Origin of the sequence: Arcanobacterium wilhelmae (genome assembly GCF_029632765.1) — a bacterium.
Classification (GTDB): Bacteria; Actinomycetota; Actinomycetes; order Actinomycetales; family Actinomycetaceae; genus Arcanobacterium; species Arcanobacterium wilhelmae.
Genome location: NZ_CP121247.1, coordinates 1,530,440 through 1,544,313, shown reverse-complemented (window position 1 = coordinate 1,544,313; position 13,874 = coordinate 1,530,440). Strand labels below are relative to the sequence as shown.

At 60.5% G+C, this 13,874-nt stretch carries 8 protein-coding genes; 3 read left to right on the top strand and 5 right to left on the bottom strand.

All coding sequences use genetic code 11. The features are described from left to right. Positions 1–5 precede the first annotated feature (5 nt). The 3 genes from P8A24_RS06845 to P8A24_RS06835 all read left to right on the top strand — a co-directional run bounded on the left by P8A24_RS06845 (position 6) and on the right by P8A24_RS06835 (position 3,338). Positions 6–1,448, top strand: coding sequence for a carbohydrate ABC transporter permease (locus P8A24_RS06845; RefSeq protein ID WP_278057864.1), 1,443 nt, complete (start codon positions 6–8; stop codon positions 1,446–1,448). Then, the gene (locus tag P8A24_RS06840) at positions 1,448–2,362 is read left to right on the top strand and encodes a sugar ABC transporter permease (RefSeq protein ID WP_278057863.1); all 915 of its coding nucleotides are present in this window, start codon (positions 1,448–1,450) and stop codon (positions 2,360–2,362) included. Before P8A24_RS06845 ends, P8A24_RS06840 begins: the two co-directional genes overlap by 1 nt. A 217-nt stretch (positions 2,363–2,579) precedes the next feature. Beyond that, the gene (locus tag P8A24_RS06835; protein ID WP_278057862.1) at positions 2,580–3,338 is read left to right on the top strand and encodes a TraX family protein; all 759 of its coding nucleotides are present in this window, start codon (positions 2,580–2,582) and stop codon (positions 3,336–3,338) included. Positions 3,339–3,394: 56 nt separating this feature from the next. Here the strand turns inward: P8A24_RS06835 and glgB are convergent, their stop codons facing one another. From glgB to P8A24_RS06810, 5 genes are all read right to left on the bottom strand, one after another. Further along, a complete protein-coding gene (gene glgB / locus P8A24_RS06830; RefSeq protein ID WP_278057861.1) occupies positions 3,395–5,569 on the bottom strand; it encodes a 1,4-alpha-glucan branching protein GlgB in 2,175 nt (724 codons plus the stop codon). Positions 5,570–5,748: 179 nt separating this feature from the next. Then, positions 5,749–7,059, bottom strand: a complete 1,311-nt coding sequence (locus tag P8A24_RS06825) for a phosphotransferase (protein ID WP_278057860.1) — start codon at positions 7,057–7,059, stop codon at positions 5,749–5,751. A gap of 88 nt (positions 7,060–7,147) precedes the next feature. Continuing rightward, positions 7,148–8,929 carry a maltose alpha-D-glucosyltransferase gene (gene treS / locus P8A24_RS06820; protein ID WP_278057859.1) on the bottom strand — a complete coding sequence of 594 codons (1,782 nt, stop codon included), beginning with the start codon at positions 8,927–8,929 and terminating at the stop codon, positions 7,148–7,150. Then, positions 8,926–11,232 carry an alpha-1,4-glucan--maltose-1-phosphate maltosyltransferase gene (locus tag P8A24_RS06815; RefSeq protein WP_278057858.1) on the bottom strand — a complete coding sequence of 769 codons (2,307 nt, stop codon included), beginning with the start codon at positions 11,230–11,232 and terminating at the stop codon, positions 8,926–8,928. Before P8A24_RS06815 ends, treS begins: the two co-directional genes overlap by 4 nt. A 275-nt stretch (positions 11,233–11,507) precedes the next feature. Beyond that, positions 11,508–13,871 carry a glycogen/starch/alpha-glucan phosphorylase gene (locus P8A24_RS06810; RefSeq protein ID WP_278057857.1) on the bottom strand — a complete coding sequence of 788 codons (2,364 nt, stop codon included), beginning with the start codon at positions 13,869–13,871 and terminating at the stop codon, positions 11,508–11,510. Positions 13,872–13,874: the final 3 nt, after the last annotated feature.

Genomic DNA, 13,874 nt, shown 5'->3' with positions numbered 1-13,874 from the left:
CGAGCATGTTAGATGTAGCGCCTGAAACTAAGGATATTGTTCCGGAGGTTCAGCCCCCGGTCTCAAAACGTGAAATGAAGCTTCGCAAGAAGCTCGGTAAGGACTACGTGGGTCCGTCTCCATATCGCGTCTCAAAGGCGTTGCGCGAGGGGAGCATCTACACGAAACTTTCGGCCGTTGTTTTCGGCCTCGGAAATCTTGTCCACAAGCAGTACGTGAAGGGCATTGGGCTTCTTGCACTGGAAGTCCTTTTCATTACCTACATGATCACGAGCGGTTTCTCCTACCTGGCTGCACTGCCGGGCCTGGGCGATTCTGAGCAGAAGCGCGTGCTGGTGGATGGTTATTGGGAGTACACCGATGGTGATTCGTCGGTGCTGATCCTGCTCTACGGTGTGGCCACCGTGGTGCTGTGCTTGCTGTTCGCATACCTGTGGACGGTTTCGGTTTCCAGCGCCTACAAGGCCGAAGTTGATCAGAAGAAGTATGGGCGCTCGATGAGCGCGATGGATGATTTCCGTACCCTTCTGGATACGAAGGCGCATCAGCTACTGATGTTCCTCCCAACCCTCGGAATCTTGACCTTCACGGTGCTCCCGTTGATCTTCATGATCTCGATGGCGTTCACCAACTACGATCACAAGCACCTGGTGCTCTTTGATTGGGTTGGTCTGGATACCTTCGGCGCAGTGTTCTCTAACGCTGGCGGCGATGTGAACCTGCGGATCTTCCTATCGGTTCTTGCCTGGACCTTGGTGTGGGCGTTCTTCGCAACGTTCCTCAACTTCTTCGCCGGCCTGTTCATGGCAATGCTCATCAATCGCAAGACCACCCGCGGTAAGGGCTTCTGGCGTGCAGCGTTCTCCATGTCGATCGCAGTGCCGCAGTTCGTTTCCCTCCTCGTGATGAACACGATGTTGCAGCCGCAAGGCGCGATCAACCGACTTCTCCTCGATTGGGGCTGGATCGATCACGCATTGCCGTTCTTCACGGACGCCACATGGGCGCGAGTCACCGTGATCGTGGTGAACCTGTGGGTTGGTATCCCGTACACCATCATGCAGATCACCGGTATTCTCCAGAACATCCCGGAGGATCAGTACGAGGCTGCGAAGCTCGATGGTGCAAACTCGTGGCAGATCTTCACGAAGATCACGATGCCCTACATCATCTTCGTTCTCACCCCGTACCTGATCACCACGTTCACGGGCAACGTGAACAACTTCAACGTGATTTACCTGCTCTCTGGTGGCGCTCCGGTACCGATCGGCGATTCCGCAGGTAAGACGGACCTTCTGATTACCTGGTTGTACAAGCTCACGGTGGACAAGAACGATTACAGCCTCGGCGCCGTGATTGGTATCCTCACGTTCGTCGTGCTGGCTGTGGTCTCGCTGATCACCTACCGTAACTCGGGTTCCTACAAGAACGAGGAGGCGTTCCGCTGATGGCTACTCATCTTCAAGAAAAGGCTCCCGCTACCGATGTGAAGGTAGCAAAGGCTCCGAAGGGCGGCTACCGCCGCAAGCGGATGATCACCGATATTGCGGTGCATATCTTCCTCGCCGTGATGGCCGTGATCTGGCTCTTCCCGATCGTGTGGGTGGTGGCAGAGTCCTTCAACGCTAACCCGGCACCGTACAACGCCACGTTCTTCCCCACGAGCTACTCGCTGGCGAACTACACCGGTTTGCTCACGGAAACCGACGTGCTGAACTTCCCGCGCATGTTCATGAACACGCTGATCATCTCGATCTTCGTGTGCGTGATCTCCGTGTTCTTCGTTCTGTCCGTCGCCTACGTGATGAGCCGTCTTCGCTTCCGCCTGCGCCGCACGTTCATGAACATTGTGCTGATCCTGGGCATGTTCCCGGGCATCATGGCCGTGTCGGCGATCTACTTCATCCTCAAGGCAGTGGGCCTGACCTCTGACGGCCTCACGGTTCTCGCGCTGATCGTGGTCTACTCCGCGGGCGCAGGCGCCGGCTTCTACGTGATGAAGGGCTACATGGACACGATCCCCACCTCGCTCGATGAGGCGGCCCTCCTCGATGGTTGTACTCGTACGCAGGTGTTCTTCAAGATCATCATCCCGATCGCGAAGCCGATGATCGTCTACCAGGCGATCGTGAGCTTCCTGGGCCCGTGGCTGGACTTCGTCATGGCGCGCGTGATCGCCCGTACCCAGACCAACTACACGGTTGCTCTCGGTCTGTGGCAGATGCTTCAGAAGGAATACATCCAGGATTGGTACGCTCGATTCGCTGCCGGCGCTGTGCTGGTGTCGATCCCGATCGCAATCCTGTTCATCCTGATGCAGCGCTTCTACCAGGAGTCGATGGGCGGCTCCGTCAAGGGCTGATCCTCACACATGTGTGAATGCCGCTGGGTATAACCTCGGGGCGGGGAGCACTTTCAAGTGCTCCCCGCCCCGCTGTATGCATGGGCGATGAATGTGCGTGTGGGGTGAGCTGGTGAGACATTGATGGCATGCCGGCTGCGCGGGGATGTGCGTGACCAGGTGAGGCACTGGGAGTGCAACGGATAAGATGGTGTGCGGCCAAAAGGAAAGGGAGATTATGGCTCTGATTAAAGACGATTCGGTTCGATCCGGCGAGATCCCGAAGCGCCCGAAGGGGCTTTCCACATTCAAGCTCAAAGTGATTGGCGCGTTCTTCATGACGCTCTCTGCGGCGATGGGCACCTTCGCCGCGTCGATGTTCAATCAGGACAAGCTCGGCGGCCTCACTGGCCTCGTGCTGTTTGAGATCGTCTCGTGGGTGGGTATCCCGATCTACGCATGGCTACTGTATGAAGGCTTCAATCGTACCCGTTCCATCGCTGGCTACGCGGGCCGTCTCTTGCTCATCGCGCTGATCACGGAGGTTCCCTATGATCTTTCGACCTCCGGTAAAGCGTTCGATATGAGCAGCCAGAATCCGATCTGGGGGCTTCTGATCGGCCTGGTGGTGATGGTGATGATTCGATGGGCGAAAGGCCGCGGAGCGGCCGGCTACGCCATCCTCGCGGCGGTGATCGTCTCCGCGGTGCTGTGGGATCTCCTGCTTCGTATCGGCACCCGCCAGGTCATCATGAACATCGGAATCGTCACGCTCGGTTTCCTGCTGATCTTCACTTTCTTGAAGCGGTTCGAGAACACGATGATGATGAGTGCGGGCTTCTTCGGCGCTGTTTCCGGAATCGCACCGGGTATCGGTGTGGCATTCTTGCACTACCGCCACGGCGAACTCGGATACCTGCACACGTGGACCCGCTGGGTGTTCTACGCCTATTACCCAGTGATTTGCTTGGTGTTGTGGCTCGCGTTCGGACGCTAACGAAGTGTGGCCCCGAGGATTCCTCCTCGGGGCCACACTTCGTTAGCGTGATCTAATTACTTCTCCGGCGCCAGAATCACCACGCCGTATGGCGGAACCTGCAGACGCGCCGAGAACGGACGACCATCCCACGGCACTGGCTCGGATTCAACAGCCCCGAAGTTGCCAACGCCGCTTCCGCCGAATTCCACAGCATCCGTGTTAGCGATCTCCTTCCACGTGCCGAGCTCCGGCAGACCCACACGGTAATCCGTGTGCGGGGTGCCAGCGAAGTTACATACCACGGCTACCACATCCGAGCCGTCCTTCGAGCGGCGCAGGTAGGACAGCACGTTGTGATCGCTATCGCCACCATTGATCCACTCGAAGCCGTGAGGCGTGAAATCGTCGTCGTACAGGGCGGGGTGGGCCTCCTGGACCTCATTGAGCTGCTTGAGGGCGCTCATCACGCCGTCGTGGCCCTTATCGTCCGTGAGCCACCACTCAAGGCCAGTCGATTCGTCCCACTCGTGGATCTGGCCGAACTCCTGGCCCATGAACAGCAGCTGCTTGCCCGGGTGGGTCCACATGTAGCCGAACAGCAGGCGGATGCCGGCGAGCTTCTGCCAATGATCGCCAGGCATCTTCGTGTAGAGCGAGCCCTTGCCGTGCACAACCTCATCGTGCGAGATCGGCAGAACGAACTGCTCTGAGAATGCGTAGACCAGCGAGAACGTGAGCTCGTTGTGGTGCCAGCGGCGGTTGATCGGCTCCTCTGCCAGGTAGCGCAGGGTGTCGTTCATCCAGCCCATGTTCCACTTCAAGCCGAAGCCGAGGCCGCCGGTTTCTGTCATCGCCGTGACCCCACCCCACGAGGTGGATTCCTCGGCGATCATCATGATGCCCGGGCAGTTGCGGTAGGCGGTGGCGTTCGCTTCCTGGATGAAGGAGATCGCCTCCAGGTTCTCGCGCCCGCCGTACTGGTTCGGCTCCCACTGGCCATCCTCGCGCGAGTAATCGAGGTAGAGCATCGAGGCCACCGCATCCACGCGGATGCCATCGAGGTGGAACTCTTCCAGCCAGTACAAGGCGTTCGCTACGAGGAAGTTACGCACCTCGCGCCTTCCGAAGTTGAACACGTACGTGCCCCAATCCGGGTGCTCGCCACGAAGCGGGTTCGGATCCTCATACAGTGGGGTGCCGTCGAAACGAGCCAGTGCCCACTCGTCCTTCGGGAAGTGGGCCGGCACCCAATCCATGATTACGCCAATGCCAGCCTTGTGGAGCTCGTTGATGAGGTAGCGCAGTCCGTCTGGATCACCGAAGCGAGCCGACGGAGCGTAGTAGCCGGTGACCTGGTAACCCCACGACGGGCCGTACGGGTGCTCGGCGAGCGGCATGAACTCCACGTGCGTGAAGCCCATGTACTTCACGTGCCCGATGAGCTGTTCGGCCATCTCCTTGTAATCGAGGCCTGGACGCCAGGACGCTACATGCATCTCGTAGATCGACACGCGCCCAGCATGCGGATCCGTTTCTGCGCGCTGATCGAGCCACTCCTCGTCGCTCCACTCGAAGTGGGTAGAGGTGATGATCGAGGCGGTGGACGGCGGGATCTCCGTGCGGCGGGCCATTGGATCAGCCTTCTGGTGCCACGAGCCGTCCTGGTACTGGATCTCGTACTTGTAGCGGGCGCCTTCCTTCGCGCCAGGAACGAACAGTTCCCACACGCCGGACGAGCCGAGCGAGCGCATCGATCCGCGGTTGCCTGTCCACGCGTTGAAATCACCAATGACGCGAACAGCCTTCGCGCTCGGCGCCCATACGGCGAACGTTGCGCCCTCAACGGAACCGAGAGAGGATTCGTAGCTGACCAGGTGTGAGCCGAGCACCTTCCACAGTTCCTCGTGGCGGCCCTCCGAGAACAGGTAAATGTCCATCTCACCGAGCGAGGGAAGGAAACGGTAACCATCATCCGTCACAGTTTCGAGATCACCGTACATTGCGCGGACCTTGTAATCGGGCACTTCATCGGTCTCGATGACAACGAACCAGATGCCGTTGAACTCGTGCGTGGCCTCGTACTCGTGATCTGCAGTGAGAATGGTGACTGAATCGGCAAGCTGGCGCAGAACGCGAATTGTGAGTTTGCCATCTTCCACGTGGGGGCCGAGCACATCGTGCGGCGCATAGTAGAAACCATTGGACACGGCGTCGAGAACGTCGTACGAGATATCAATCGGTTGGACCATGATTCACTCTTTCGTCCCCACTACCTTGTGGGGCTGTTGCGTTTTTACTTAACACTATTGTGCCTGAGATTGGGCCGAGGTGCCTAGGCAGAACGTTTCCTTACGCAGGCGAATATTTACGTTTTTGGAAAGCCCAGCATAGCGGGCAAAGTCGCCGCCGATCTGGGTAGTTGTTCCCGTTACGGCTTCGTCAAGAGTGCGTCCACTCCTGCGAGCGGAATGTGGATCCAATCGGGGCGCGAGGCCGCCTCGTAGCTTACTTCGTAGAGGGCTTTGTCGAGTTCAAGGGCATCCAGGAGCGCCTGGTTCTCGATCGGGCCGTATCCCTCAAGGAACGCGGCGCGTGCCTGCGTAGCCCACTTGCGCCCGACGCCGGTTGCTCCGGCCGCGTAGTCGAAGGAGCGTAGCATTCCAGCGACATCGCGCAGCGGCACATCTGGCTGTTGGCGCAGTTCGAGCGGGCGCAGCGGTTCTCCTTCGAAATCGAGTGCGACCCAGCCCCGTTCGGGGGAGCGCAGGACTTGGCCGAGGTGGAGATCGCCGTGGATTCGCGTCAGTTCGGGCCACGGAGAGTCCACTGCAGCGTCGAATACAGTGCTGATCGCGGGGAGTTTCTCTGCCAGCTCAGGAGCATCTAGGATCGCCTGCTGAGCCCGTTCTTGCCAGATCGTGCGCATGCGGCGTTTGAGTTCCTCGGTGGGGGTAATGGTGGGGAAGGCGCCCGCAAGATCCCGGTGGATTTCGCGGGTCATTGCTCCCAGCTCCACGATCTGTTGCGGGTCCGCCAAGGTGGGCGACGCCGCCGCTTGCGCGGTGAGGACCTGCCACGCATCGACGGAACCAGCCAAAAACTCGACCGCGACGGCGAGATCGATATGTCCATCGGCGTCGGAGGAGAGGGAACCGTACTGGCGCGGGATCGCCGTTGTGCCACACTTTTCGAGCCCCTCCATAAGTTCGACGTCGGGGTTACGGCCGGCGCTGACTACCCGGAATATCTTGATGATGATCCCGGCGCCTTCTGCTCCTCCCGCGCCGAAGTTGTAGATGACAGAGGTGTTCGACTGCTCGGAGGAGAGCTTGTGTGAGGAGACGACGCGGGGGAGTTCGTTGGCCGACCCGCGCAACGCTGTGGCACTGACCGTGAGAGGACCTTCCCACTCGAGCCCGTCGAGGAGGGCCTCGTAGATCGCGGCGGTACCTGCTGGATGCTCGGTGGCGTCGAATGCGCTGAGATTGCCGGTGGGCCCAATATATCCGGGAAGTTCATGATCGGAGGGCATCGCGGGGCCGAGGTAGATCGGCACCTGATAGATCCGCCCTTCACTGCGTATGAGCTGGAGCACCATAGCCGAACTCGAATTCCCTGTGCGTGCCCACGGACCGAACTCGATCTTCGGCTCATGGCCGCGATACCAGCGCGCCGTGCGCATCATCTCCTCAAGAGCCGTGGCATCCTGCCAGGGCTGCGATCCTGCGTTGAACTCCATTGTTCCTCCTCACGTCGACGTTTGATGTGTGTGCTGGCCCTGCCCAGGCAGGGCCAGCACAATGAGCGGGCCGCGCCCGCCTGCCGTTTTATTCTAAGAGCTCACCGGTTGCGGCGTCGAAGGCCTGCCCGACGCCGGGGTTATCGAGGTCTGCCTCTTCCGGCGCGATCGGTGCCTGTTTCGCGGCAGGGTTTGTGAGCTCGAGCCAGAAGAAATCGCGCGCCGAGAGAGTGAGTGTGATCTCGCCAGAATCGGCGATGGACGGGAACTCGCCTCCACCAAAAGCGTCCCAGCTTTGCCATCCTTCGTATCCGGGCACGCTCACTGTGACCGAACGCGGAGTGGACGCCAGGTTCATCACACACAGCACCACCTGCTCGTCGTTCGAGCGGAGGAAGGCGAGCACGGATTCGTTGGACGAATCGAGCATGGTGAAATCGCCGCGCCCGAGAACGGGGTAGCGATCACGCACGGCCAAAACGTCGTGGTTCCAATGCAACAGCGAGTTCGGTTGCGCTACCTGTGCTTCGACGTTGATCGCCTGATAGTGGTACACAAGCGACTGGATCGTTGGCAGGTAGAGCTTGCCCGGATCTGCATCTGAGAAGCCCGCGTTGCGATCGGGGCTCCACTGCATTGGCGTGCGCACCGAATCGCGATCGGGGAGCCAGATGTTATCGCCCATGCCGATCTCGTCGCCGTAATACAGATACGGGCTACCGGGGAGGGAAAGTAGCAGAGCGTTCGCTAGCTCGATCTGTGGGCGCGAATTCTCGAGCAGAGGAGCGAGGCGGCGCCGGATCCCGACGTTTGCCCGCATCCGCGGATCCGAGGCATACCAGTCGTACATGGCCACGCGCTCGTCGTTCGTCACCATTTCGAGCGTGAGTTCGTCGTGGTTGCGCAAGAACGTGCCCCACTGGCCGCCCGCAGGCGGCTGCGGAGTATCGCGCAAAATATCGCGGATGGCGGCTGCACGCTCATCGCGGAGCGCATAGTAGATGCGCGGCATCACGGGGAAGTGGAAGCACATGTGGCACTCGGGGCGCTCGTCGGTGCCGAAGTACTCCACCACGTCCGCCGGCCACTGGTTTGCCTCGGCCAGCAGGATCGTGCCGGGGAATTCTTCATCCACCATCGCGCGCAGATCCGCAAGGAACTCGTGCGTGCGGGGAAGGTTTTCGCAGTTCGTGCCTTCCTCTTCGAACAGGTAGGGCACGGCGTCGAGTCGGAAGCCATCGAGTCCCATGCGTGCCCAGAAGCGGACCATGTCGAACATGGCTTCGCGTACTTTCGGATTCTCGTAGTTAAGATCCGGCTGGTGGGAGAAGAAACGGTGCCAGTAGTACTGCCCGCGCACCGAATCGTACGTCCAGTTTGAGGTTTCCGTATCCACAAAGATGATCCGCGCATCGGCGTACTTTTCGTCCGTATCCGACCATACGTAGAAATCGCCGTACGGTCCGTGAGGATCACGGCGCGAAGCTTGGAACCACGGGTGAGCATCGGAGGTATGGTTCATCACCAGGTCGATAATCACGCGGATTCCGCGCTTGTGGGCGGCCTCAACGAGCGCCTGGAAATCCTCGATGGATCCGTAGATCGGATCGACGTTTTCGTAGTCCGAGATGTCGTATCCGCCGTCGCGAAGAGGCGACGGGTAGAACGGCGGGATCCAGATGCAATCCACGCCGAGCCACTCAAGGTAGTCGAGATGCGAGGTGAGCCCGGCGAGATCGCCGACGCCGGATCCCGTGGTGTCGCCGAACGCCCGCAGTAACACCTCGTAGAAGACGGCGCTGCGGTACCATTCCGGATCGTCGCTCAGTCCGTTGCGTTCGGCTGAGGGGAACGTAATTTTCGAAGTCACTTAATCACCTTCACAGACAGGATGTGGGCGGGACGGTTGGACGGATCGAGACGGACGAACGGGTGGCTGTTCCAGTGGTAGGTTTCGCCAGTGAGCTCATCAGTGACCTCGAGCACCGGCTCGTCGCCGTTTGCCCGGGCGCCGAACAGGCTCAGATCCAGGTAGAGTTCCGCGTTGCGTGCCGTGTACGCATCGAGGTTCACCACGACGATCACGGCGTCCGCAACCTCGTTCGGATCCTCCGCGACGACGGTGGGCCAGGGAGCGCCCGTCGTTGTCGTTTGCGCCGGTGCAACGTGCGCACGAGAATCGGCAACCTCGCTACGTCGTGCGATCTTCGTAAACGACAGGATTTTCTCATCCGTTGAGCCGTTGATATGTACGTTGCGTAGGCGTTGCAAAGCCACGTGGCGTGAGCGAATCTCGTTCAGGCGCGTGAGCAACCCTTCCACTCCGTTGCGGCGCACGGCCTCAAAATCGCGGGGCTTGTATTCGTACTTTTCGTTGTCGTTCTGCTCCTCGAAGCCTGGGCGTGGCTCACGCTCCACCAGCTCGTAGCCCGAGTAGATACCCCACGTGGGCGAGCCGGTAGCTGCGAGGATCGCGCGGATCATGAACGCGTTGCGCCCACCGTTTTGCATGTAGGGCGTGAGGATATCGTGAGTCGTTGGCCAGAACGCCGGGCGCAGACGCGAATCGGACTCGTAGGCGAGCTCGCGCAGGTAATCCTCGATCTCGCCGCGTTCGTTGCGCCACGCGAAATACGTGTAGGACTGGTGAAAGCCAATCGCGCCAAGCGTTTGCATCATCGGCGGCTGAGTGAACGCCTCCGCCAGGAAGATCACCTCCGGGTGGCGCTCGCGGAACTCAGCCAGCAGGCGCTGCCAGAACGCCACAGGCTTGGTGTGCGGGTTATCAACGCGGAAGATCGTGACCCCGTGGGCCACCCACAGCTCCAGAATCCGCACGATCTCGGCGTAAATACCCTCCGGATCGTTATCAAAGTTCAGCGGGTAAATATCTTGATATTTCTTTGGCGGGTTCTCCGCATAGGCGATCGTGCCGTCTGCCCGCGTGGTGAACCACTCGGGATGCTCCACAACCCACGGGTGATCGGGCGAGCACTGGAGCGCGAAATCCATCGCAACCTCCATGCCGAGCTCGCGTGCGCGCCCAACGAACGCATCGAAATCTCCGAACGTTCCGAGCACGGGATCGATCGCATCGTGCCCGCCATCGGGTGAGCCGATCGCGTACGGGCTGCCAGGATCGCCCGGCATCGCCGTGAGCGTGTTGTTCTTCCCCTTGCGGGCGGTGGTGCCGATCGGATGGATCGGGGTGAGGTAGACGACGTCGAACCCCATGCCAGCGATTCGATCCAGGCCCTCGGCCGCCGTGCGCAACGTGCCCGACACCCACGAGCCGTCCGGTGCCTGATAAGCGCCGATCGAGCGCGGGAAGATCTCGTACCACGAGCCCACGAGCGCGCGCTCGCGATCCACCGCCACCGGGAACGACGCCGAATGCGATTCGAGATCCCGCAGCGGGTACTTCTCCAGCGCGGCCAGCACCGACGGGTTCGTGGCGCTCGCGTAGCGTTCGCGCGCGGTGGCCTGCGTATTCATCGTTGCGGCCCCGGCCGCAAGGAACGTTTCGTGCTCGCCCGACGACGCCGGTGCGCCCTTCGCGGCACGCGCCAGGAGCGCCTGCCCCTCGAGGAATACGAGCTCGATATCTTGGCCGGCGGCGAGCTTGATCTCAGCATTGTGGCGCCACGTGGCCCACGGATCCGACCAAGCCGAAATATAGAACGTCCAGCGGCCAGGCGCCGTAGGCGTGAGCCACGCTTCGTGACGCCGAAGACCAGGCGCAATATCCACCATCGGCACCCTCTGGGCAACATGACCCTGCGGATCCACGAGCACCGCCTCGGCCGCGAACAGATCGTGGCCCTCGCGGAAAATCGTGGCACGTACCGGGAACGCCTCGTGCTCCGTGCCCTTCACCGCCCAGGCACCATCCGCCAGTTTGGGCGAGATATCAACAATCGGGATGCGCCCCACCGGCGCGAACGGGGCAGGCTGTGGCACACCAAACGGGTTGCCAGCTGGCGCGGACGAACCCAACACCGACGCCGGCACAGCACCCGAGGGGGCCGACGGGGACGTGTGAGAAACCGGCCCCTTCACCGGTGTGGCTGCGTGCTTCGCCTTCGAACGCGGCTCGCCACCAGGCGTAGTGGCCGGCTCTGGCGTATGCGCGAGAGGATCTGACGGGACTTCGGAAGAAAGGGGACGGGACATTTCGGGCGCTCCTTGCGGCTCCGGCGTCGTTGCCGAATGCTTGCTCTTACGATGAAAAATGCTCACGTCACAAGTCTAGCCGGGGGTAGGACAAAAAATGGCGATCACTTCACCGCATGCGAAACTCGCCGTTAACGTTTGCCCTCGCCCGCCCCACCGTTTGCCATGGATACCGTGATCCCTCGCCATGGCATCGAATTGACCGCCCGGGAATGAAAATGACGGGCGGTGGGGAAGAACTCCCCACCGCCCGTCAACGCCAATCAGCGCGGCAATCAGATCGCCTGCGGCTCCAGCTTCCACACCTCGCGGGCGTAATCACGGATCGTACGATCCGAGGAGAAGCGGCCCGAGGCGCAAATGTTGATCCACGCCATCTTCGCCCACGCACGGCGGTCAGCGTAATAATCCGCGGCCATACGATCCTTCGCCTCGCGGTAGGAGGCGAAATCGCCGATCACGTAGTACATGTCCGGGCCATCCCAGCCGTTACCCTCGTAGAGCGACTTGTGGATCGCCGCGAACTGGCCCGTGCCGCCGTCGTCGAGCGTGCCATCCACCAGAGCCGACAGCACACGCTGCAGACCCGGGGTAGCGGCCGCAACCTCGGCCGGGTTGTAGTTCGCCTTCAGCTGGGGCAGCTCCTCCTCCAGAGCGCCGAAAATGTAGGCGTTCTCGTGGCCAACCGCGTCCACGATCTCCACGTTCGCGCCGTCCATCGTGCCCAGCGTCAAAGCGCCGTTCATCATGAACTTCATGTTCGAGGTACCCGAGGCTTCCTTACCAGCCATCGAGATCTGCTCCGAGACATCCGACGCCGGAATAATGTGCTCAGCAGGCGAAACGTTGTAGTTCTCCACGAACACAACCTTCAGACGGCCGGCCACGTCCGCATCATCGTTGACCATATCCGCGATCATGTTGATCAGCTTGATGATCGCCTTCGCCATCACGTAACCCGGGGCAGCCTTCGCGCCGAAAATGAACACGCGCGGCGGCACCTCGACGCTCGGATTGTCCTTGATCTTGAAGTACAGATCCAGGATGTACAGCGCGTTCATCAGCTGGCGCTTGTACTCGTGCAGGCGCTTGATCTGCGTATCGTAGATCGCCTCCGGGTTAATCTCAATGCCCTGGCGGTTCTTGATCCACGCCGCGAAATCAACCTTATTCGCGTGCTTGATCTCGTTGACTCGATCGAGCACCGAGGCGTCGTCCGCGTACTTCGCCAGGTCCGCGAGCTTATCAAGATCCTTCACCCACGCCTCGGAACCCGAAAGCTCGGTCAGCAGCGCAGAAAGACGGGTGTTGCACTGGTGGAGCCAACGACGCGGCGTCACGCCGTTCGTCTTGTTGTTGAACTTCTCCGGCCAAATATCGTGCCAATCGTGGAGCGTATCGCGCTTGATGATCTCGGTGTGGATCGCGGCCACGCCGTTGATCGAGAACGACGCGTAGCAAGCGATCCACGCCATCTTCACGCGGCCATCGCTCACCGGCGCCATGTAATCGATCTTGCCCTGATCGTAACCGGCCTCGGCCAGCTCCATGCGGAAGCGGCGATCGATCTCGTTGACGATCTCCAGGATACGGCCAAAGAGCTGTGCAAAGATCGAAACTTCCCAGGTCTCGAGTGCTTCTGCGAGAACCGTGTGGTTTGTGTAAGCGAAGGTGTGGGAAACAATATCCCACGCCTTCTCCCAGGTGTAGCCGTGCTCGTCGAGCAGAATACGCATGAGCTCCGGAATCGAAATCACCGGGTGCGTATCGTTGAGCTGAATCGAGTTGTGCTCGCCGAAACCATCGAGCGTACCGTACTGCTTGAGTTCGTTCTCCACGATCGCCTGAAGCGAGGCGGACACGAAGAAGTACTGCTGGCGCACGCGCAGAACCTTGCCCTCATACGACGAATCGTTCGGGTAGAGCACGCGCGAAATATCCGACACCTTCTCGCGCTCCACGATAGCGCCGGTGAAATCCTGGGCGTTAAACGCGTTGTAATCGAACTCGTCGATCGGCTCGGCCTTCCACAGGCGTAGCGTGCCCACGTTCTTCGTGCCGAAACCGGTGATCGGCATATCGTAAGGAAGTGCGCGCACCTCGAGATCGTCGAACTTCACGCGGCGCTGGGCCTCCTCGCGGCGGATGACGAACGGGTAGCCCTCCTCCATCCACGAATCCGGCTCTTCCTCCTGGAAGCCGTTCTCGAAGTACTGCTTAAACAGGCCGTAACGGTAGAGAATGCCGTAGCCGCGCACCGGGAAATCTTGCGTGATGGACGAATCCAGGAAGCACGCGGCGAGGCGGCCGAGACCGCCGTTGCCCAGAGCTGCATCGTGCTCTTCTTCAAGAACATCCGACAGGTTCTGACCCAGATCGGCGAGCGCCTTCTCCGCGTCCTTCACGAGACCGAGGTTGGAGAGGTTGTTGTAGAGTGCTCGGCCCATGAGGAACTCTGCCGAGAAGTAGTGTTGCATGCGGGAAGCGTTGTAGCGCTCTTCCGTGGCCTGCCAGTTATCCGCCAGCGCCGCGACAACTGTGGACGCGAGAGCCTGCCAGTACTCCATTGAGGTGCCGGACATCGGATTGCGGCCTGAGACCGCACGCACCTGCGTGCCGATCAGGTTGGAATCGAACATGTT